We start from the raw sequence: 20,216 nt of genomic DNA on the forward strand, positions 1-20,216 counted from the left end.
CTCTCTTACCCCACCAACCGCTCGCGCAGCTTGCCGATCTCGTCGCGCACGCCGGCCGCGGCCTCGAACTCCAGGTCGCGGGCCAGCTGATACATGCGCTCCTCCAGCTGCTTGATACGCTTGCCGATCTCGTCGGGCGTGCGCAGTTCGTTCTCGTAGCGACCGCTCTCCTCCGCCACTTTCGCCAGGCTGCGACGCTTGCCCTTGGCGCCCGGCACCACGGCGCCTTCGAGGATGTCCTTGATGTCCTTCTTCACACCCTGGGGCACGATGCCGTGCCTGGCGTTGAACTCCAGCTGCTTGGTACGGCGGCGATCGGTCTCGTTGATCGCCCGCTGCATCGACCCGGTGATGTTGTCGGCGTAGAGGATCGCCTTGCCGTGCAGGTTCCGCGCGGCGCGGCCGATGGTCTGGATCAGCGAGCGCTCGGAACGCAGGAAGCCTTCCTTGTCCGCATCGAGGATCGCCACCAGCGCCACCTCGGGCATGTCCAGACCCTCGCGCAGCAGGTTGATGCCCACCAGCACGTCGAACTTGCCCAGGCGCAGGTCGCGGATGATTTCTACCCGTTCCACGGTGTCGATGTCCGAGTGCAGGTAGCGCACCCGCACGTCGTGGTCGCCCAGGTAGTCGGTGAGGTCCTCGGCCATGCGCTTGGTCAGGGTGGTCACCAGCACGCGCTGATCCACCGCCACGCGCTTGCCGATTTCCGAAAGCAGGTCGTCCACCTGGGTGGCCGCCGGGCGGATTTCCACCTCCGGGTCGACCAGGCCGGTGGGACGCACCACCTGCTCGATAACACGGCCCGCATGCTGTTCTTCATAGGGGCCAGGCGTCGCCGAGACGAAGATGGTCTGCGGACTGATCGCCTCCCACTCCTCGAAGCGCAGCGGCCGGTTGTCCAACGCCGAGGGCAGGCGGAAGCCGTACTCCACCAGGGTTTCCTTGCGCGAGCGGTCGCCCTTGTACATGGCGCCGACCTGGGGAACGCTGACGTGGGACTCGTCGATCACCAGCAGGGCGTTGTCCGGCAGGTAGTCGTAGAGGGTCGGCGGCGGCTCGCCGGGACCACGCCCGGAGAGGTAGCGCGAGTAGTTCTCGATGCCGTTGCAGTAGCCCAGCTCGAGGATCATCTCCAGGTCGAAGCGGGTGCGCTGCTCCAGGCGCTGGGCTTCCACCAGCTTGTTGTTGGTGCGCAGGTAGTCCAGGCGCTGCTTGAGCTCGGCCTTGATGTGCTCCACCGCTTCCAGCAGCGTCTCCCGCGGGGTGACGTAGTGGCTCTTGGGGTAGAAAGTGAAGCGCGGCAGCTTGGTCAGCACCTCGCCGGTCAGCGGATCGAAGGCGGCGATGTTTTCCACCTCGTCGTCGAACAGCTCGATGCGGATGGCTTCCAGGTCCGATTCCGCCGGGAAGACATCGATGACATCCCCACGCACGCGGAAGGTCGCGCGGGCGAAATCCATGTCGTTACGGGTGTACTGCAGGCTGGTCAGGCGGCGCAGCAGCTCGCGCTGGTCCATCTTGTCGCCACGGTCCAGGTGCAGGACCATCTTCAGGTAGGACGCCGGGTCGCCCAGGCCGTAGATCGACGACACGGTGCAGACGATGATGGCGTCCTTGCGCTCCAGCAGCGCCTTGGTCGCCGACAGCCGCATCTGCTCGATGTGGTCGTTGATCGAGGAATCCTTCTCGATATAGGTGTCCGAGGAAGGCACGTAGGCCTCGGGCTGGTAGTAGTCGTAGTAGGAAACGAAGTATTCGACGGCGTTGTTCGGGAAGAAGGTCTTGAACTCGCCGTAGAGCTGCGCGGCCAGCGTCTTGTTCGGCGCCAGCACCATGGTCGGGCGCTGCATCCGGGAAATGACGTTGGCGATGCTGAAGGTCTTGCCGGAGCCGGTCACCCCCAGCAGCGTCTGGTGCGACAGGCCCGCTTCGAGCCCTTCCACCATATGTCGGATGGCCTCGGGCTGGTCACCGGCGGGCTTGAAGCGCGAATCCAGCTGGAATAACGACATGGGAACCTCGCATTGGCGTGTGACGCTTCGGTCGCCAAAGCGTCATACCAGTCGAAAAGCATGCGCGACAACTCGCCGCCTGCATTAGAGGCCTATATAATACCGGCCCGTCGACGCAACCCCCAGCGCCGTGAGCGGGTGGGTTGCAATTGCACTTCACTCCCGCCTTAGAGCTGCTGCCAAAATGAGTCTGTTCTCCGCTGTCGAAATGGCCCCCCGCGACCCCATCCTGGGCCTGAACGAAGCTTTCAACGCCGATACCCGTCCGGGCAAGATCAACCTGGGCGTGGGCGTGTACTACAACGAGGAAGGTCGTCTCCCGTTGCTGCGTGCCGTCCAGGCCGCGGAGAAAGCCCGCATCGAGGCCCACGCCCCGCGCGGCTACCTGCCGATCGAGGGCATTGCCGCCTACGATTCGGGCGTGCAGAAGCTGCTGTTCGGTGCTGACTCCGAGCTGCTGGCCGAAGGCCGCGTGGTCACCACCCAGGCCGTTGGCGGTACCGGCGCGCTGAAGACCGGCGCCGACTTCCTCAAGCGCCTGCTGCCCAACGCCACCGTCGCCATCAGCGACCCGAGCTGGGAAAACCACCGCGCGCTGTTCGAGTCCGCCGGCTTCCCGGTGCAGAACTACCGTTACTACGACGCCGCCACCAACGGCGTGAACCGTGCCGGCCTGCTGGAAGACCTCAACGCCCTGCCCTCGCAGTCCATCGTTGTGCTCCACGCCTGCTGCCACAACCCGACCGGCGTCGACCTGACCATGGACGACTGGCAGCAGGTTCTGGACGTGCTCAAGGCCAAGGGCCACGTGCCGTTCCTCGACATCGCCTACCAGGGCTTCGGCGACGGCATCGACGAAGACGCCTCCGCGGTGCGCCTGTTCGCCAAGTCGGGCCTGAACTTCTTCGTGTCCAGTTCCTTCTCCAAGTCGTTCTCGCTGTACGGCGAGCGCGTTGGCGCCCTGTCGGTGGTCACCGACAGCCGCGAGGAATCCGCCCGCGTCCTGTCCCAGGTCAAGCGCGTGATCCGCACCAACTACTCCAACCCGCCGACCCATGGCGCCAGCGTCGTCGCCGCCGTGCTGAACAGCCCGGAACTGCGCAGCGTCTGGGAAGAAGAACTGGGCGAAATGCGCACCCGCATCCGCGCCATGCGCGTGGCCATGGTCGAGCAACTGGCGGCCCTGGGCTCCAAGCGTGACTTCAGCTTCGTGGCCCAGCAGCGCGGCATGTTCTCCTACTCCGGCCTGACCGCCGAGCAGGTCGAGCGCCTGAAGAACGAGTTCGGCATCTACGCCGTCGGCACCGGCCGCATCTGCGTCGCCGCGCTGAACAACGGCAACCTGGACACCGTGACCCGCGCCATCGTCCAGGTGCTGTAAGAAATAACGGGGAAGTCGTCGGCACGATGTTGACTTCCCCTTTTTAATCAGTAAGATACGCACCGTTGTTCCGCGATAGCTCAGTCGGTAGAGCAAATGACTGTTAATCATTGGGTCCCTGGTTCGAGTCCAGGTCGCGGAGCCAAAATTCAAAGCCCTCGGCACACGCCGGGGGCTTTTTTATTGGGCATGAAAAAGCCGGTCATCGACCGGCTTTCCTCATTGCAACCGATCAGCGCTCAGAGCGAAACCCGGTCGCGGTTCTTGTCCAGGGTGCCCTTGCCGATGCCCTTCACTTCCAGCAACTGGTCGACCGTGGTGAAGGGGCCGTGTGCGCTGCGGTAATCGACGATGGCCTGGGCCTTGACCTTGCCGATGCCCTTCATCGACTTCTGCAGCTCCTCGGCGGAGGCCGTGTTGATGTTCACCGCCTCGACCGACGAGACCGGCGCCTTGCCTGCGGGCGCCGGCGCCTGGGCGGCAGGTTGGGTCGCGGGATCGGGTTTCGTGGCGGCCTGGGCGGCACCGCCGAAGGAGAGGCTTGCCAGCAGGAGCATGCTTGCAACGGAAAGCAGCGTTCTTTTCATGAATCGTTCCCAGCCCTGTAGGTTTCGAGGCGGGCGCCCATGCACCCGCCGCCAAACCATATCGCTGGAAACACCCCTGAAACTGCCGGTTTAGAGAGTCGGCGGCAGTTTCCGCCGCCCCTGACATTTCACCGGGAATAACCTGACAGCGCTCGCGGATGCGCCTGCGCCGAAGCCTGCTAGCAGCGGCGGATCAGGGCTCCATCCGCCGCTGTTGGTGGATGAGATCGACGATGTCGCCTTCCGGGCAGTAGCCGCTGACGGTTTCCCGCAGCAATTGCCGCACCCGTGCGTAGTTGCCCTGGTCCACCGCCCTGAGCAGGTCGGCCAGCACCGGCTTGAAGCCCTCCCAGGGCAAAAGCTCCTCGTTGGCCTTCATGATCATCGGGTGCTCGGTGGCACTGACGTTGTCGCCAATCAACAGCTCCTCGTAGAGCTTCTCGCCCGGACGCAGGCCGCTGAACTCGATGGAAATATCGCCTTGCGGATTGCGCTCGGAACGCACGCTCAGGCCGGACAGGTGGACCATCCGCTCGGCCAGTTCGAGGATCTTCACCGGCTGGCCCATGTCCAGCACGAAGACGTCGCCGCCGCGGCCCATGGAGCCGGCCTGGATCACCAGCTGGGCGGCTTCGGGAATGGTCATGAAGTACCGCGTGATCCCCGGATGGGTCACGGTCACCGGGCCGCCGCGGCGAATCTGCTCGCGGAACAGCGGGATCACCGAGCCCGACGAGCCCAGTACGTTGCCAAAGCGGACCATGGTGAAGCGGGTCTTGTTGACCTGGTGCACCCCGGACTTGTCGCCGAACAGCACCGGCGCCGACTCCTGGCTCAGGGCCTGGAGGATCATCTCCGCCAGGCGCTTGGTGCTGCCCATCACGTTGGTCGGCCGCACCGCCTTGTCGGTGGAGATCAGCACGAAATGCTGGACGCCAGCCTGCACCGCCACCTGAGCGGTGTACAGCGTGCCCATCACATTGTTCAGCACGCCCTCGGAAATGTTGTGCTCGACGATGGGCACATGCTTGTAGGCCGCCGCGTGGTAGACGGTGGCCACCTTCCAGGTACGCATCACATCCAGCAGGCGCTCGGGATTGCGCACCGAGCCCAGGATCGGCACCAGCTGCACCGCCAGGGACTCGCGCTTGATGCGGTTCTCCAGCTCCTGGTGGACGCGGTACAGGTTGTATTCGCTGTGCTCGAAGAGCACCACCACGGTCGGTGACGAACCGAGTATCTGCCGGCACAGCTCCGAGCCGATGGAGCCGCCGGCGCCGGTGACCATCACCACTTCGCCGCGGATGCAGTGTTCGAACAGTTCCTTGCGCGGCGCGACCGGGTCGCGCCCGAGCAGGTCGGCGATGTCGACCTCCTGGATGTCGTCCACCCGCACCCGGCCGTTGGCCAGCTCGATGAACCCCGGCACGCTTCGCACGTGCAGCGGATAGGGTTCCAGCAGACCGAGGATCTCACGACGACGCGAGCGGGTGGCGGAAGGAATCGCCAGCAGGACCTCCTGCGCTCCAGTCTCGTCGATCATCTGTTGCAGGTGCTTGGGCTTGAACACCCGCAGGCCGGCGATCACCCGGTTGGCGATCTCGTCGTCGTCATCGATGAACGCCACCGGCCGCATCGCCCGCCCCAGGCGTAGCGCCGCCACCAACTGGTTACCGGCGGAACCCGCGCCATAGATGGCGACCTTGGGCAGGCCGTCCTGCTGCTTGAGGAAAGGCACCGCCTGCACCGTGCTGTACCAGTCGCCCATGAAGTACTGCCGCATGGCCAGGCGCAGACCGCCGATCATCAGCAGGCTGAGCCACCAGTAGTTGAGCACCAGCGAACGTGGCACCGCCTCGGTGACCGAGCGATTCCAGTAGACCACCAGCGAGAGCAGCAGGGCCGACACCGTGACCGCTTTCCAGATCGCAATCAGCGCGTCGTTGCCCAGGTAGCGCATGACCGCCCGGTACATGCCGAAGCGGATGAACAGCGGGATGGCCACCAGCGGCGCGGCAGCGAACAGCCAGCCGTGCACACGGACCGGGTACTCGAGATCATCCGCGCCCAGGCGCACGATGAAGGCCAGCCAGAGGGAAAACCACACCAGGGTGATGTCGGTCGCAACCTGCAGCAGCCGCTTGTATCGTCTCGGAAGCCTCAGCAGGCGTTCTCGGAGCATTTGCGCTTGTCCTTATCCGGAGCGGGAAATCGGCGCCCCCGCTACATTGACCACCAAATCCGCTGGAGTTCAGCTCACTTCCTGATCATCCGGACGACCAGCACCCAGATGAGCTACGACAAGCACCAACGGAGCATAGGCCAAAATCAGCGCCAACAGACCGGAAACTTTCCCCAGGCTGACCAGCACGGCCAGTGGCAGCAACCACAGCAGATTGATTGCGGTGACCGCCAGCGACACCTTCAGATGGCTGCCATGGCGGCGTGATGCGCGCTGGTAAGCGTGGCTGCGATGCGCCTCGTAGACCCGCTCGCCGCGCAACAGGCGATGCACCAGGGTGAAGCTGGCATCGACCACGAAAACGCCGAGCAGGATCAGCCAGCTCCAGATCAGCTGCGGCGCCACAGTCCCTGCCTGCAGCGCCAGGCCGCCAAGCATCAGACCGAGGAAACCGCTGCCGGCATCGCCCATGAAGATCCGTGCCGGCGGGAAATTCCATACCAGGAACCCGGCCGACGCCATGCCCAGGATCAACGGCAGCCACACCAGCTGCTGAGCCCCCGACAGCCAGCAGCACACCGCGGCAGCGGCGCAGACGCTGATGGCTTCCAGGCCGGCGATACCGTCGATGCCATCCATGAAGTTGTACAGGTTGAGCAGCCAGACCAGGAACACCAGGGCCAGCACATCGCCGAACAGTCCCAGGTCGAGCATCCCCCAGGGCATCGGCAGCGCGGGCAGCCCACCGAGCCCATAGAGCAACCAGCCAGCGCCGACAAAATGCCCGAGCAGGCGCCAGCGCGCCGGAATATGACGGTGGTCGTCGAGGAAGCCAATGGCCGCGACCCAGGCGCCGGCCGGCAGCAGGGCCAACAGGCTGCGCCCGTCGACTGCACCGAGCACACCCGCCAGCGGCAGGAAGCCGAGGAAGGCCAGCACGATGGCGACACCGCCGCCACGCGGGGTGGGAGTCCGATGCGAGCTGCGGGCATTGGGGATATCCATGATGCTGCGCGCCAGGGCATAGCGGCGCACGCCGGCAGTCATGGCCCAGGAGGCGAGCAGGACGAGGAGCAGGAGCACGCCCATATTCATCGCTGCGCACCGCCGCAGAAGGCTGCCGCAGTCTCGCGCAAAGCCTGGTCGACAGCCACTGGGGGCGTCCAGCCCAGGCGCTCGCGGGCTACCGAAATATCCACCTGCAGGGACCCCAGCAGGCGCTGGACCTGCGCGCTGCGTCCGCTCAGGCGACCGAGCAGGCGCAACGCCGCCGGCGGAACCGGCAGCAGACGCGGTCGAACGCCCAGGGCCAGACTCAGCCGGCGGCACAGCTGCGCCGTCGACAGGTCCTCGCCGTCGCCGGCCAGGAAGATCTGTCCGGCCGCCTGCGGATGACGCGCGCAGAGCAGCAGCAGGTCGACCAGGTTATCCCGTGCCACCAGGCTGCGGCGATTGTCGATGGACGCGAAGGGCAGCGGCAGACGCCGCTGCAGCGCCCCCATCAGGCTGGCGAAATTGGCTTTCACTCCCGGTCCGTAGACCAGCGGCGGACGCACCACCACCACTTCCAGGTCGCTGCGCGCGGCCAGCTCGAACAGGGCCTCTTCGGCCTCCCGCTTCGACTGGCCGTAAGGGTCCTGCGGTGCCGCAGGCGCGTCGGCGGTAAAGGGTCGGCCGGGTGCAGTCTCCTCGCCATTGACCTTGATCGAGCTGACGAACACCAGCCGCTTCACCCCGGCCTCGATGGCCTGCCGCGCCAGCTGCCGGGTCGCCTCGACATTCACCGCGCGAAAGGCCGCCAGTGGGTCGGCAGACTGCTCTTCCATCACATGGACCCGGGCAGCAGCATGAATGATCACGTCGACGCCGCGCAGTGCATCGCCCCAGGGCTGCGTCGCGCTCAACCCGTCGATGCGGAACACCTCGACCCGATCCGGCAGGGCTGAAGCGCTATCGCGGACGGCGACGCGCAGCTGCACGCCCTCCTCCCGCTCCAAACGCGCCAGCAAGCCTCGGCCGACGAATCCCGTCGCGCCCGTCAATAGAACCTTCAATCCAGTACCTGCAGAACCTGACGCCAGCGGCGTCTTCCATGTTTTGAGCGGAGTCGCTAGAGGGGCGAGATCACCGGCCGCAGCGCATTCCAGGCGTGGCAACTGGGACACTGCCAGTGCAGCTCGCGCCCGGCGAAGCCGCACTTGCCGCAGCGGTAGCGCGCCATTGTCTTATACAAGCCGATGATTATTGGAGCGATTTTTCCCGTAGGCGAATCTTTGTCACATTTGCCGTCAACCACTTCGAGGTACTCGCCCACGCCCTGCCAGGAAGGATGGCGCTCGACGCGCTGCAGCAGGCGATCGCACCACTGCGCCTGTCCCGGCAGTCCGCTTGCCGCCAGCATGGCGAGCACCGCGGGCGGCATCTCCTCGCTGCCGGCCAGCTCGCGCAGGCAGGCGAGTATCTCGGGCCGGGCCAGGCCGTCATGGCGGCGCAGCACCGGCACGATCTCGCCGAGGAAGGCCTTGGCATCGCGGACCAGCTCGCCGAGGGTGGCGACGGCGGCAGGCTGGTCCTGGCGCCACAGCTCGCAGTCCAGGCGCATCAGCAGCGCGCGCACGCAATGCCGGTCCACCCGCCGCGCCTCGCGCAGCAGTTCCTGCATCGCGCTGCGGTCGCCGCTCCTGGCTTTTTCCTGGGCCAGTTCGCAGTAGTAGTTGGCCAGCGCGGCACTCAGCTCGGGACGGCTGGGCACCAGCCGGGCCGCCAGTTCGATGGCTCGCGACCAGCTCTTTTCCCGCTCGCAGATCAGCCGCTGCTCGTCCAGGGCCTCCAGGGAAATCGGCTCGTCACCCTGCTGCGTCAGCTCGTCGAGCAGTTCCTCGGCGCTGCCCAGCAGGCCGCCGGCGATATAGTCGCGGGCCAGCTCCAGGCGTACCTGCGCCACCAGCGAGCCATCCTCGCCGGCACGACCGAGCAGGTCCTGGTGGATGTGAATGGCTTTCTCGATATCACCGCGACGGCGGAACAGGTTGCCCACATGCAGGTGGCTTTCAAGGGTTTCCGGACTGACCACCAGGCCCTGGGACAGGCTCTCCAGGGCATCGTCGGAATGGCGCTCCAGCAGGTTGTGCATGCTGTGGACGCGCGCCCTGAGGGTCTCCTGCGCGGCCGCGGGGGGGCGCGCCAGCGAACGGCGGCCCAGCCACCAGCCGATGGCCAGGGCGCAGAAGAAGAACAGCGTGGCGATGACGCTAGGCATGATCCGTCAGCGACTTTTCACGCAGCGCGTCATTCTCCTTGCGGAAGCGGGTGACTTCGGAGCGCAGGCCGCTCATGCGCGCATGCGTCTTCGCGCGGAAGGGCAGGCTCAGCAGCAGACCGATCACGCCGCCGAGAATGAAGGCCAGGGAAATGAAGACCACCAGCGGCCACTGCGGCGACTGCCAGCCAAGGAAGGTCAATTGGGTCGATTGCAGGTTTTCCAGGACGAAAACCACGACGACGGCGGCCAGGACGACCAGCGCCAGAATCAGCAGGAAACGCTTTGCCCGAAGCATGGACACTCCTTCTTGAAGACGGATACCCCGGGGTCACTCGGGTTCGTTGACGCGGTCGCGCAGCTCCTTGCCGGGCTTGAAGTGCGGGACGAACTTGCCGTCCAGGCGCACGGACTCGCCGGTCTTCGGATTACGCCCGACACGCGGTGCACGGTAGTGCAGAGAGAAACTGCCGAACCCCCGGATTTCGATGCGATCCCCCGTCGCCAGAGCCTGGGACATTTGCTCAAGCATGGTCTTGATCGCCAGCTCCACGTCCTTGGCGGAAAGCTGCCCCTGATGGGTGACGATTCTCTCGATCAACTCCGACTTGGTCATGGTTTTCCCTTCTTTTTCAAGCGGCTAGATCAGCTCTAGGTTCTTTTAGCATGCTGGTCATGCTTTGAACAGCCCGAAGGGAAAGGATGTGTTTTCCACCCGCTGCAGCGCGCACCGGATAAAAAATGGCCGATCCTGCGGGGAGCGGATCGGCCAGGGTCGCGCCCAGGAGCGAAAGGGCGCGCAAGGGAGAGCGGATCGATCAGGCGATGGCGGCCAGCTGGGCCTTGGCCTTGGCCAGACCCTTTTCGGCGAACTCACCGCCCATGTTCAGGCCTTCGGCGTGGATAAAGGTGACGTCATGGATGCCGACGAAGCCCAGCGCCTGGCGCAGGTAGGGTTCCTGGTGGTCCAGCGCACCGCCGGCGTAGACGCCGCCGCGGCTGGTCAGGACGAAGGCCCGCTTGCCACCGAGCAGGCCCTGCGGACCGCTCTCGGTGTACTTGAAGGTGACCCCGGCGCGCAGGACGTGGTCCAGCCAGGATTTCAGGGTGCTGGGGATGGCGAAGTTGTACATCGGCGCGGCCAGCACCAGCACGTCGGCAGCCTGCAGCTCGGCGGTCAGCAGGTTGGAGCGCTCCAGCGCGGCGCGCTCGATGTCGCTGTGCTCCTGCGCCGGCTTCATCCAGCCGCCCAGCAGGTTGGCGTCCAGGTGCGGCACCTGTTCGACGGCCAGGTCGCGGACCTGGATCTCGTCGGCCGGGTGGGCGGCCTGCCACTGGGCGATGAAATCGCGGGTCAGCTGGCGGGAAACGGAACCTTCCTGACGGGCACTGCTTTCGATGACGAGAACGCGGGACATGGACTGGACCTCCATCGGTCGTTGACTGTGTCGATGGAGGCCATGCTAAAGATGGATAAATCGATTAAAAAGCGGAATTAATCGCTACTAATGATCGAATAAATTGATTTTCGACAGCGCTGCTTCTACCCTGTGGCCATCAGCCCGGCGTGCAGGTCAGCTTGATCCGCAACTTGATCACCGCACGGCTGAAGCTGGAGGTCAGGTTGGCCTGCTTGCCCGGCGCGACGGTGGCCTTGCGCACGTGCGGGGTTTCCGGACCGTTGACGAAGACCGCGGTGCAGGTCGCCGGCTGCTGGCCATTGTTGCGCAGCAGGATGGCGCCCATCTGGTCGCCGATGTCCTGGGTCTCGTAGTCCACCTCGGCGCCATTGAGGGTCTTCTCCACCTCGATGGGATAGGCCAGGGCAGTCAGCGGCAGCAGTGCCAGCACGGCGCAACAGAATTTTTTCATGGCGATCTCTTGTGGTTTTCCCGAGAGCGCCAGATTAGACAAGAGGAAGCGAGGATGAAAGCGCCCCGCGTTACCCTGGATCAGTGGAGAACCCTGCAGGCCGTGGTCGACCACGGCGGCTTCGCCCAGGCGGCGGAAGCCCTGCACCGTTCGCAGTCGTCGATCAGCTATACCGTGGCGCGCATGCAGGAACAGCTCGGCGTGCCGCTGCTGCGCATCGACGGGCGCAAGGCCGTGCTCACCGAGGCCGGCGAGGTGCTGCTGCGCCGCTCGCGGCAACTGGTGAAATCCGCCGGGCAACTGGAAGAACTGGCCCACCACATGGAACAGGGCTGGGAGCCGGAGGTGCGCCTGGTGGTCGACGCCGCCTACCCCACCGTGCGCCTGGTGCGCTCGCTTTCCGCGTTCATGCCGCAGAGCCGCGGTTGCCGCGTGCTGCTGCGCGAGGAAGTGCTGTCCGGCGTGGAAGAGGCGCTGGTGCAGGGCCATGCGGACCTGGCCATCAGCGGCCTGAACATTGCCGGCCACCTGGGCGCCGACCTCAGCGTGGTGGACTTCGTCGCCGTCGCCCACCCCGACCATCCGCTGCATCGCCTGCAACGCGAGGTGACCCACCAGGACCTGGAAACCCAGATGCAGGTGGTGATCCGCGACTCCGGTCGTCTGCAGCCGCGCGATGTCGGCTGGCTCGGCGCCGAGCAGCGCTGGACGGTGGGCAGCCTGGCCACAGCCGCCACCTTCGTTAGCAACGGCCTGGGCTTCGCCTGGCTGCCGCGGCACATGATCGAGCGCGAGCTGCGCGACGGTCAGCTCAAGCCGCTGCCGATGAAACAGGGCGGCGTACGCGAGAGCCGCTTCTATCTTTATCCGAACAAGGAAAAACCCCTGGGTCCGGCCACGCAGATCCTCGTCGAGCTGCTCACCGCGTACGCCAACGTGCCACTGGATGCCCATTTCGCCGCGCCCGAGAGCCCGGCCTGAGCCTGGGCCCCACGGAAAAGGAGCTCGCCCGCCATGCCGTTCTTCGACCACGCCGGTCACCGCCTGCACTACGAGGAAAGCGGATTCGGCACGCCGGTGCTGCTGGTGCACGGCCTGGGTTCCAGCACCCGCGACTGGGAATACCAGGTACCGGAACTGGAGAAGCGCCACCGCGTGATCGCCCTCGACGTGCGCGGTCATGGCCAGTCGGACAAGCCACGCCAACGCTACAGCATCGCCGCCTTCGCCGAGGACGTGATCGCCCTGCTCGACCACCTCAAGCTGGGGCGCGTGCATCTGGTGGGCATCAGCATGGGCGGCATGATCGGCTTCGAACTGGCCACCCGCTGGCCGGACCGGCTGAACAGCCTGACCATCGTCAACAGCGCCCCGGAAGTAAAGCCGCGCAGCCTGCGCGACTACCTGGAAGTGGCGCGCCGGCTGTTCCTCGCCCACGTGCTGGGCCTCGACACGGTGGGCAAGGCGCTGGGCAAAATGCTGTTCCCCAAGCCCGAACAGAGCGACCTGCGCCGCAAGATCCAGCAGCGCTGGCCGCAGAACGACAAGCGCGCCTACCTCTCCAGCCTGCACGCCATCATCGGCTGGGGTGTGCAGGAACGCCTGGCGCGCATAACCTGTCCAACCCTGGTGATCAGCGCCGACCGCGACTACACCCCGGTCTCGCTCAAGCAGGCCTACGTCGGACGCATGCCCAACGCGCGCCTGGTGGTGATCGAGGATTCGCGCCACGCGACGCCGCTGGACCAGCCGGAAAGATTCAATACCACCCTGCTCGGCTTCCTCGAGCAGGTCGACCATCCCTAGACCTTCAGGAAACATCCGCCAAATGACCCTGTTCAAACGCTTCCTGCTCGCCGCCTGCTCCCTGGTCCTGGCCGGCTCGGCGCTTGCCGCCGACGCCAACAAGCCGCACGTCGTGCTGACCACCACCTCCGGTGAAATCGAAATCGAGCTGTACGCCGACAAGGCACCGATTTCCGTGAAGAACTACCTGTCCTACGTCGACAGCGGCTTCTACAACGGAACCATCTTCCACCGCGTGATTCCCAACTTCATGATCCAGGGTGGTGGTTTCACCGAGGCCATGAAGGAGAAGGACACCCAGGCACCGATCAAGAACGAGGCCGACAACGGCCTGCTCAACGAGCGCGGCACCCTGGCCATGGCGCGCACCAGCGACGTCAACTCCGCCACCAGCCAGTTCTTCATCAACCTGAACGACAACGGCTTCCTCGACCACGGCGCCCGCGACTTCGGCTACGCGGTGTTCGGCAAGGTCGTGCGCGGCATGGGCGTGGTCGACCAGATCGCCGGGGTGAAGACCGGCAACAAGGGCATGTTCCAGGACGTACCGACCACCCCGGTGGTCATCCTCTCCGCCAAGCGTCTGTAAGTTTCCACGATTACGGCTGACGGAGGCCATTCCAGGCGGGCCCGGGACGGGCTCGCCGACACAACCCGAGAGCCATCATGCTTTACCGTCGTTTCGAGCGTCTGATCGATCCCTTCCGCGACGTCCCCGAGCGCATGCCGCCCTCCGATGTCGTCCGCTTCTACGTCTACTACCTGCGCCAGGTCTGGCCGGTATTCCTCGCCCTGCTCTTCGTCGGCCTGATCGTCGCGCTGATCGAAGTGGCGCTGTTCAGCTACCTGGGCCGCATCGTCGACCTTGCCCAGGGCACCGCCCCCGCCGACTTCTTCACCCGGCACGGCCGCGAGCTGATCTGGATGGCCGTCGTCGCGCTGGTCCTGCGCCCGCTGTTCAACGGCCTGCACGACATGCTGGTGCACCAGAGCATCAACCCCAGCATGACCAACCTGATCCGCTGGCAGAACCACCGCTACGTGCTCAAGCAGAGCCTGGGCTTCTTCCAGAACGACTTTGCCGGGCGCATCGCCCAGCGCATCATGCAGACCGGCAACTCGCTGCGTGACTCCGCCGTGCAGGTGGTCGATGCGATCTGGCACGTGCTGATCTACACCCTCAGCGCCCTGGTGCTGTTCGCCGAAGCCGACTGGCGCCTGATGATCCCGCTGGTGCTGTGGGTGATCGGTTACGTCGGCGCTCTGGGCTACTTCATCCCCCAGGTGAAGCACCGCTCGGTGGTCGCCTCGGAGTCGCGTTCCAAGCTGATGGGCCGCATCGTCGACGGCTACACCAACATCACCACCCTCAAGCTGTTCGCCCACACGCGCCAGGAAGAGGACTACGCCCGCGAAGCCATCGACGACCAGACCCGCAAGGCCCAGCGCGCCGGGCGCGTGGTGACCTCGATGGACGTCACCATCACCATCCTCAACGGCCTGCTGATCGCCGGCACCACCGGCCTGGCCCTGTGGCTGTGGACCCAGTCGCTGATCTCGGTGGGCGCCATTGCCCTGGCCACCGGCCTGGTGATCCGCATCAACAACATGTCCGGCTGGATCATGTGGGTGGTTGGCGGCATCTTCGAGAACGTCGGCCAGGTGCAGGACGGCATGCAGACCATCGCCCTGCCCCGCCAGGTGATCGACGCGCCGGACGCCAAGCCGCTGCTGGTGAAGCATGGCGAAGTACGCTTCGACCAGGTGGCCTTCAGCTACGGCAAGGGCGGCGGGCTGATCAGCGGCCTCGACCTGACCGTGCGCCCCGGCGAGAAGATCGGCCTGGTCGGCCCGTCCGGCGCCGGCAAGTCGACCCTGGTGAACCTGCTGCTGCGCCTGTATGACCTCGAAGGCGGACGCATCCTGATCGATGGCCAGGACATCGCCCACGTCACCCAGGAAAGCCTGCGCGCGCAGATCGGCATGGTCACCCAGGACACCTCGCTGCTGCACCGTTCGATCCGCGACAACCTGCTCTACGGTCGCCCGGACGCCAGCGAGGCGGAACTGCAGGACGCGATCCAGAAGGCCCGCGCCTCGGAGTTCATCCCGCAGCTGTCCGACGCCGAGGGCCGCTTCGGCCTCGACGCCCATGTCGGCGAGCGCGGTGTGAAGCTCTCCGGCGGCCAGCGCCAGCGCATCGCGATCACCCGCGTGCTGCTCAAGGACGCGCCGATCCTGATCCTCGACGAGGCCACCTCGGCGCTGGATTCGGAAGTGGAAGCGGCGATCCAGGAAAGCCTGGAGACCCTGATGCAGGGCAAGACGGTGATCGCCATCGCCCACCGCCTCTCAACCATCGCCCGCATGGACCGCCTGGTGGTGCTGGAGCACGGCCGCGTGGTCGAGAGCGGCAGCCATGCCGAGCTGCTCGCCCATGGCGGGCTGTATGCGCGGCTGTGGCGGCACCAGACGGGTGGGTTTGTCGGGGTGGATTGATCCACCGAACCGACCAATCGAACGCACCTTGTCCGCGTCCGCGAATCGCGACGAGGTCCGCTTACGTGAAGTCCTGCGCAAGGTCTGCCCTCTCCCTAACCCTCTCCCTGAAGGGAGAGGGGACTGGTTCGGCGTAGGTTGAAACCAGTGCGTCAGCCGGCACATACGGCTCCCTCTCCCTTCAGGGAGAGGGCGGGGGAGAGGGAACCCCAGGCACAGGACATTCCAGAGGAAGACAGTTGCTCTTACGATGGCAATACGTGCGGAGCTTTCCATTCATCGCCTTGCTCGCGAACAGCCTGAGCATCAGAGCCGTCGGGAAGTCCATTCGCGAGCAAGAACTAGGCGTCCCCCTCGCTCCCACGAAAAGCACTTCAAACGTCCATAAAAAAGCCCGGCACTGAGGCCGGGCATGTCCAGATCAGGACAGCTCAGTGTGTATCCAGCAACGCCAGCGCCTCGCGGCTCAGGCGTTCGACGGTAGCCCAGTCGCCCGCGTCGACGGCGGCCTTGGGCAGCATCCAGCTGCCGCCCACGCACATCACGTTGGCCAGCCGGTAGTAGTCGTTGAGATTGTCCGGGCCGACGCCACCGGTGGGGCAGAAACGGATATCCGGGAACGGCCCGCCGAAGGCCTTGAGCGCCTCCACGCCTCCGGCTACTTTCGCCGGGAACAGCTTGAAGCGGCGCAGGCCGAAGCGGTAGGCCACCATGATCTCCGAAGCGGTGGCCACGCCGGGCAGCAACGGTACCGGGCGCGTCACCGCGTACTGCAGCAACTCATCGGTGCAGCCGGGGGTGACGATGAACTTCGCCCCCGCCTCCTCCGCCTGGGCGAAGGTTTCCGGGTCAAGCACGGTGCCGGCGCCGACGATCAGCTGCGGACGCTGTTCGCTCAGCTGACGGATCGCGGTAAGCCCCAGCGAGGTCCGCAAGGTCACTTCCAGAACGGTGATACCGCCGGCTGCCAGGGCATCCGCCATGGGCAGGATGTCCGCCTCGCGGTCGATGGTGATCACCGGCAGGATGCGCGCGCGCTGCGCCAGGGCATCGATCTGCTGGATGTGTTGTTCAGACATTGCGGTGGCTCCTATTGCCATAGCTCCGTGCCTCAGGGGCACCAGTGGATCGAAAGAGGTGCACGCAGGAACGCGTTGACCGGCATGCGCTGGTCGTCGTTGTCGCCGAGCGCCTGGCTCAGGGTGGCCAGCTTGGACTCGCCCTGGATCGCCAGGATCTGCACCCGCGCGCCTTGCAGCACGGAGCGGGTCAGGGTCAAGCGCTGGTGCGGCACGGTGGGTGCCCACATCGGCAGGCACAGGCGCCTGCCGGCCGGATCGAGTGCCTGGACCAGGTTGGCGCTGCCAGGGAACAGCGAAGCCGTATGGCCGTCGTCGCCCATGCCCAGTACCAGCACATCAATGGGCAGGGTCAGTTCCTGGAGGAAGCGGTCGGCCTTGTCGGCCGCCTCTTCCAGGCTGGTCGCCGGCTGGTAGAGGCCGATGAACTGCGCCTTGGCCGCCGCCCCCTTGAACAGGTGACGACGCAGCAGCCCGGCATTGCTGTCCGGGTGCGACTCGGGCACCCAGCGCTCGTCGGCCAGGCTGACGGCCACCTTCGACCAGTCCAGCACTGCGCCGCTCAGGGCTTCGAGAAAGGCCACCGGGCTGCGCCCGCCGGACACCACCAGCAATGCACGGCCGCGCTCGATGAGCGCCTCGCGCAGCGCATCGGCCACCGTATCGGCAAGCCCACGGGCCTGCTCGGCAGCGTTGTTCCAGGTCTTCCAGGCCATGCCTTCTTTCAGTGTCGGTTCAAAGATCGCCATACCAGTCCCTCCCATCGCGGGCAATCAGGGCAACGGCCGCCTGCGGCCCCCAACTGCCGGCCGGATAGGGCTTGGGCTCCTCGCCCAGGCGCCCCCAGCCGTCGATCAGGCCGTCGCACCAGGTCCAGGCGGCCTCGATCTCATCCTTGCGGACGAACAGGTTCTGGTTGCCCTGCGTGACTTCCAGCAACAGCCGCTCGTAGGCATCCGGCGTGCGGGCGGTCTGGAAGGTTTCGGAAAAATTCAGTTGCAGCGGGCCGGTGCGCAGTTGCATGCCCTTGCCCAGGCCCTGGTCCTTGGTCATCACCTGCAGGGAGATGCCCTCGTCCGGCTGCAGGCGGATGATCAGGCGGTTGCTGATCAGCGAGCGCTGTTCCGGAGCGAAGATGTAGTGCGGCGGTTCCTTGAAGTGGATGACGATCTGCGACAGCTTCTGCGGCATGCGCTTGCCGGTGCGCAGGTAGAACGGCACGCCGGACCAGCGCCAGTTACGGATATCCACGCGCAGGGCGACGAAAGTCTCGGCATCGCTGTTGGGGTTGGCATTTTCCTCGGCGAGATAGCCGGGCACTGCCTTGCCGTCGATGTAGCCGGCGGTGTACTGGCCACGCACCACGCGAGTCGCCAGTTGCTCCGGAGCAATCGGCTCCAGCGCGCGCAGCACTTTCACCTTCTCGTCGCGGATGCTGTCGGCGGTGAGGTTCGCCGGCGGGTCCATGGCGATCAGGCAGAGCAGCTGCAGCAGGTGGTTCTGCACCATGTCGCGCAGCTGGCCGGCCTTGTCGAAGTAGCCCCAGCGGCCTTCGATGCCGACCTTCTCGGCCACGGTGATCTCCACGTGGGAGATGTGGTTCTGGTTCCACTGGGTCTCGAACAGGCTGTTGGCGAAGCGCAGCGCGATGAGGTTCTGCACCGTCTCCTTGCCCAGGTAATGGTCGATCCGGTAGATGCGGTTTTCCGGGAAGAAGCGCGCCACCGCGTCGTTTACCGCGCGGGAGGATTCCAGGTCGTGGCCGATGGGTTTTTCCAGCACCACCCGAGTGCGCTCGGCGAGACCAACGGCGGCGAGGTTCTCGCAGATGCCGCCGAACACCGAGGCAGCGGTGGCGAAGTAGGCAACCAGGGTCTGCTCGTCACCGACCAGTTCGGCCAGCGCCTGGTAGGACCCGGCGTCGAGGAAATCCATGCTCAGGTGCTGCAGGCGCGCCTGGAAGCGGGCCCACACCTTCTCGTCCCACTCCTTCGCCGGCACGGCCTGGCGCAGGCGACGCTCGATGGTCGCCAGGGGCTCTTCGCTGGCGCCGTCGTCGCGGGCCAGGGCGAGGATGCGCGTGGCGGGGTGCAGCAGGTCTTCGCGGTCCAGCTGGTAGAGCGCTGGCAGCAGCTTGCGCAGGGCGAGATCGCCCAGGGCGCCGAACAGGGCAAGGGTACAAGGCAGAACGCGGACTTCAGGCATTTGTTGTTACCAACCAAATTTTGAACGATAGTTAGCCAACTGCGCAGCAATTAAGACAAATATGTAGTAATTAAACAACATATTTTTCGGCAACCGCTTCGCTGTTGGTCGCTGGGCGGCCTGAAAGTTAGGATAGCGCCGCTGACCGGCCCTACCCGGTCAACCGTCGATTAACCAAGGAGCACGGATGAAGAACCTGCTGGAGCAGATCAAGGGCCGCCTGGATGAGCTGAACAAGGCCGAGCGCAAGGTCGCCGAGGTGATCCTGCACGACCCGCAGCAGGCCACGCGCTTCAGCATCGCCGCGCTGGCCCAGGCTGCCAGCGTCAGCGAGCCGACGGTGAACCGCTTCTGCCGCTCCTTCGGCATGAGCGGCTACCCGGAGCTGAAAATCCAGCTGGCGCAGAGCCTGGCCAGCGGCGCGGCTTTCGTGACCCAGGCGGTGGCCGCCGACGATGGCCCCGAGGCCTACACGCGAAAGATCTTCAGCAGCACCATCGCCTCGCTGGACAGCGCCCACAAGCTGCTCGACCCGAAGGTCATCGACCGCGCCGTGGACCTGCTGATCCAGGCCCGGCAGATTCACTTCTTCGGCCTCGGCGCATCTAGTTCAGTGGCGCTGGACGCGCAGCACAAGTTCTTCCGCTTCAACCTCGCGGTGTCGGCCCAGAGCGATGTGCTGATGCAGCGGATGATCGCCTCGGTGGCGCACACCGGCGACCTGTTCGTGGTGATCTCCTATACCGGCCGCACCCGCGAGCTGGTGGACGTGGCGCACCTGGCGCGGCAGAACGGCGCCTCGGTGCTCGGCCTGACCGCCGCCGACTCGCCCCTGGCGCGCGCCAGCACCCTGAGCCTGGACATCCCGCTGCCCGAAGACACCGACATCTATATGCCGATGACCTCGCGGATCATCCAGCTCACCGTGCTCGACGTGCTCGCCACCGGCGTGACCCTGCGCCGCGGCGTGGACTTCCAGCCGCACCTGCGCAAGATCAAGGAGAGCCTGGTGCCGACGCGCTACCAGCTCGACGAGGAAGATTGAGAGTTCCCGCGGACGCATCGAATTCCCGTAGGAGCGGACTCTGTCCGCGAATGCATCCATCGCGGACGAAGTCCGCTCCTACGAGAGCCGAAATGTCGGAGCCAACTGGTGGGAGTGCGCCAAGTGCGCAATCACGGCGTGGCTCGCCCCCTGCAAAAACATGAGAGCGGCGTTTCTTTTGTAGGAGCGAGCTTGCTCGCGAACAGGCTCGCAGGGCACGACGGGGTCAAGCGGTTCGCGAGCAAGCTCGCTCCTGCAGTCAGGCCTACCGACGGATATCAGTGAC

19 protein-coding genes and 1 tRNA gene are annotated in these 20,216 nt (G+C 65.5%); 7 read left to right on the top strand and 13 right to left on the bottom strand.

The window, feature by feature from the left end; translation table 11 throughout:
* Positions 1-5 precede the first annotated feature (5 nt).
* Positions 6-2,015, bottom strand: a complete 2,010-nt coding sequence (uvrB, locus tag HNP46_RS12475) for an excinuclease ABC subunit UvrB (RefSeq protein ID WP_184589287.1) — start codon at positions 2,013-2,015, stop codon at positions 6-8.
* A gap of 184 nt (positions 2,016-2,199) precedes the next feature.
* Here uvrB and HNP46_RS12480 point away from each other — a divergent pair, with 184 nt between their 5' ends.
* Complete coding sequence (locus HNP46_RS12480; RefSeq protein WP_184589289.1) at positions 2,200-3,396, top strand: amino acid aminotransferase; 1,197 nt, start codon at positions 2,200-2,202, stop codon at positions 3,394-3,396.
* 69 nt (positions 3,397-3,465) lie between these two features.
* Positions 3,466-3,541 (top strand) — tRNA-Asn (locus tag HNP46_RS12485).
* A 94-nt stretch (positions 3,542-3,635) separates the two neighbouring features.
* On the opposite strand, the gene HNP46_RS12490 is transcribed toward HNP46_RS12485, so the two are convergent.
* The 9 genes from HNP46_RS12490 to HNP46_RS12530 form a co-directional block, all read right to left on the bottom strand.
* The gene (locus HNP46_RS12490) at positions 3,636-3,983 is read right to left on the bottom strand and encodes a ComEA family DNA-binding protein (protein WP_184589291.1); all 348 of its coding nucleotides are present in this window, start codon (positions 3,981-3,983) and stop codon (positions 3,636-3,638) included.
* 193 nt (positions 3,984-4,176) lie between these two features.
* Positions 4,177-6,165, bottom strand: a complete 1,989-nt coding sequence (locus HNP46_RS12495) for a polysaccharide biosynthesis protein (protein WP_184589293.1) — start codon at positions 6,163-6,165, stop codon at positions 4,177-4,179.
* A 69-nt stretch (positions 6,166-6,234) separates the two neighbouring features.
* Positions 6,235-7,260, bottom strand: a complete 1,026-nt coding sequence (locus tag HNP46_RS12500) for an MraY family glycosyltransferase (protein WP_184589295.1) — start codon at positions 7,258-7,260, stop codon at positions 6,235-6,237.
* Complete coding sequence (locus HNP46_RS12505; protein WP_184589298.1) at positions 7,257-8,219, bottom strand: UDP-glucose 4-epimerase family protein; 963 nt, start codon at positions 8,217-8,219, stop codon at positions 7,257-7,259. The genes HNP46_RS12500 and HNP46_RS12505 overlap by 4 nt, the downstream gene beginning before the upstream one ends.
* 56 nt (positions 8,220-8,275) lie before the next feature.
* Positions 8,276-9,424: a tetratricopeptide repeat protein gene (locus HNP46_RS12510; protein WP_184589300.1), complete on the bottom strand. Its 1,149-nt coding sequence runs from the start codon at positions 9,422-9,424 to the stop codon at positions 8,276-8,278.
* Complete coding sequence (locus tag HNP46_RS12515; RefSeq protein WP_184589302.1) at positions 9,417-9,722, bottom strand: lipopolysaccharide assembly protein LapA domain-containing protein; 306 nt, start codon at positions 9,720-9,722, stop codon at positions 9,417-9,419. The genes HNP46_RS12510 and HNP46_RS12515 overlap by 8 nt, the downstream gene beginning before the upstream one ends.
* 33 nt (positions 9,723-9,755) lie before the next feature.
* Positions 9,756-10,040 carry an integration host factor subunit beta gene (gene ihfB / locus HNP46_RS12520; protein WP_003091441.1) on the bottom strand — a complete coding sequence of 95 codons (285 nt, stop codon included), beginning with the start codon at positions 10,038-10,040 and terminating at the stop codon, positions 9,756-9,758.
* A 202-nt stretch (positions 10,041-10,242) separates the two neighbouring features.
* Entirely contained in the window at positions 10,243-10,842 is a 600-nt protein-coding gene (locus HNP46_RS12525; RefSeq protein ID WP_184589305.1) for an FMN-dependent NADH-azoreductase, read from the bottom strand.
* A 139-nt stretch (positions 10,843-10,981) separates the two neighbouring features.
* Positions 10,982-11,296, bottom strand: coding sequence for a 3-phosphoglycerate kinase (locus HNP46_RS12530; protein ID WP_184589307.1), 315 nt, complete (start codon positions 11,294-11,296; stop codon positions 10,982-10,984).
* A 54-nt stretch (positions 11,297-11,350) separates the two neighbouring features.
* Between HNP46_RS12530 and HNP46_RS12535 the strand changes: the two genes are divergently transcribed.
* The 4 genes from HNP46_RS12535 (at position 11,351) to HNP46_RS12550 (ending at position 15,601) form a co-directional block, all read left to right on the top strand.
* Entirely contained in the window at positions 11,351-12,277 is a 927-nt protein-coding gene (locus HNP46_RS12535) for a LysR family transcriptional regulator (RefSeq protein ID WP_184589309.1), read from the top strand.
* Between the two features lie 33 nt (positions 12,278-12,310).
* Complete coding sequence (locus tag HNP46_RS12540) at positions 12,311-13,102, top strand: alpha/beta fold hydrolase (RefSeq protein WP_184589311.1); 792 nt, start codon at positions 12,311-12,313, stop codon at positions 13,100-13,102.
* 28 nt (positions 13,103-13,130) lie between these two features.
* Entirely contained in the window at positions 13,131-13,691 is a 561-nt protein-coding gene (locus HNP46_RS12545; protein ID WP_221454952.1) for a peptidylprolyl isomerase, read from the top strand.
* 77 nt (positions 13,692-13,768) lie between these two features.
* On the top strand, positions 13,769-15,601 hold the full coding sequence (locus HNP46_RS12550; protein ID WP_184589315.1) for an ABC transporter ATP-binding protein: 1,833 nt from the start codon (positions 13,769-13,771) through the stop codon (positions 15,599-15,601).
* 431 nt (positions 15,602-16,032) lie between these two features.
* Here HNP46_RS12550 and HNP46_RS12555 read toward each other — a convergent pair whose 3' ends face one another.
* The 3 genes from HNP46_RS12555 to zwf are packed head-to-tail and all read right to left on the bottom strand — an operon-like array spanning position 16,033 to position 18,885.
* The gene (locus HNP46_RS12555; protein WP_184589317.1) at positions 16,033-16,680 is read right to left on the bottom strand and encodes a bifunctional 4-hydroxy-2-oxoglutarate aldolase/2-dehydro-3-deoxy-phosphogluconate aldolase; all 648 of its coding nucleotides are present in this window, start codon (positions 16,678-16,680) and stop codon (positions 16,033-16,035) included.
* Between the two features lie 32 nt (positions 16,681-16,712).
* Entirely contained in the window at positions 16,713-17,429 is a 717-nt protein-coding gene (pgl, locus tag HNP46_RS12560) for a 6-phosphogluconolactonase (protein ID WP_184589319.1), read from the bottom strand.
* Positions 17,416-18,885 carry a glucose-6-phosphate dehydrogenase gene (gene zwf, locus HNP46_RS12565; RefSeq protein WP_184589321.1) on the bottom strand — a complete coding sequence of 490 codons (1,470 nt, stop codon included), beginning with the start codon at positions 18,883-18,885 and terminating at the stop codon, positions 17,416-17,418. The genes pgl and zwf overlap by 14 nt, the downstream gene beginning before the upstream one ends.
* A 187-nt stretch (positions 18,886-19,072) precedes the next feature.
* Here zwf and HNP46_RS12570 point away from each other — a divergent pair, with 187 nt between their 5' ends.
* The gene (locus tag HNP46_RS12570; protein WP_184589323.1) at positions 19,073-19,930 is read left to right on the top strand and encodes a MurR/RpiR family transcriptional regulator; all 858 of its coding nucleotides are present in this window, start codon (positions 19,073-19,075) and stop codon (positions 19,928-19,930) included.
* Positions 19,931-20,216: the final 286 nt, after the last annotated feature.

The sequence above is a fragment of the Pseudomonas nitroreducens genome, from assembly GCF_014204515.1.
Taxonomy (GTDB): Bacteria; Pseudomonadota; Gammaproteobacteria; order Pseudomonadales; family Pseudomonadaceae; genus Pseudomonas; species Pseudomonas nitritireducens_A.

Bases quoted from the DNA above. Each gene is read 5' to 3' on its own strand.
- uvrB (WP_184589287.1), bottom strand. From the start codon at position 2,015: ATGTCGTTATTCCAGCTGGATTCGCGCTTCAAGCCCGCCGGTGACCAG.
- HNP46_RS12480 (WP_184589289.1), top strand. From the start codon at position 2,200: ATGAGTCTGTTCTCCGCTGTCGAAATGGCCCCCCGCGACCCCATCCTG.
- HNP46_RS12490 (WP_184589291.1), bottom strand. From the start codon at position 3,983: ATGAAAAGAACGCTGCTTTCCGTTGCAAGCATGCTCCTGCTGGCAAGC.
- HNP46_RS12495 (WP_184589293.1), bottom strand. From the start codon at position 6,165: ATGCTCCGAGAACGCCTGCTGAGGCTTCCGAGACGATACAAGCGGCTG.
- HNP46_RS12500 (WP_184589295.1), bottom strand. From the start codon at position 7,260: ATGAATATGGGCGTGCTCCTGCTCCTCGTCCTGCTCGCCTCCTGGGCC.
- HNP46_RS12510 (WP_184589300.1), bottom strand. From the start codon at position 9,424: ATGCCTAGCGTCATCGCCACGCTGTTCTTCTTCTGCGCCCTGGCCATC.
- HNP46_RS12515 (WP_184589302.1), bottom strand. From the start codon at position 9,722: ATGCTTCGGGCAAAGCGTTTCCTGCTGATTCTGGCGCTGGTCGTCCTG.
- ihfB (WP_003091441.1), bottom strand. From the start codon at position 10,040: ATGACCAAGTCGGAGTTGATCGAGAGAATCGTCACCCATCAGGGGCAG.
- HNP46_RS12525 (WP_184589305.1), bottom strand. From the start codon at position 10,842: ATGTCCCGCGTTCTCGTCATCGAAAGCAGTGCCCGTCAGGAAGGTTCC.
- HNP46_RS12530 (WP_184589307.1), bottom strand. From the start codon at position 11,296: ATGAAAAAATTCTGTTGCGCCGTGCTGGCACTGCTGCCGCTGACTGCC.
- HNP46_RS12535 (WP_184589309.1), top strand. From the start codon at position 11,351: ATGAAAGCGCCCCGCGTTACCCTGGATCAGTGGAGAACCCTGCAGGCC.
- HNP46_RS12540 (WP_184589311.1), top strand. From the start codon at position 12,311: ATGCCGTTCTTCGACCACGCCGGTCACCGCCTGCACTACGAGGAAAGC.
- HNP46_RS12550 (WP_184589315.1), top strand. From the start codon at position 13,769: ATGCTTTACCGTCGTTTCGAGCGTCTGATCGATCCCTTCCGCGACGTC.
- HNP46_RS12555 (WP_184589317.1), bottom strand. From the start codon at position 16,680: ATGTCTGAACAACACATCCAGCAGATCGATGCCCTGGCGCAGCGCGCG.
- pgl (WP_184589319.1), bottom strand. From the start codon at position 17,429: ATGGCGATCTTTGAACCGACACTGAAAGAAGGCATGGCCTGGAAGACC.
- zwf (WP_184589321.1), bottom strand. From the start codon at position 18,885: ATGCCTGAAGTCCGCGTTCTGCCTTGTACCCTTGCCCTGTTCGGCGCC.
- HNP46_RS12570 (WP_184589323.1), top strand. From the start codon at position 19,073: ATGAAGAACCTGCTGGAGCAGATCAAGGGCCGCCTGGATGAGCTGAAC.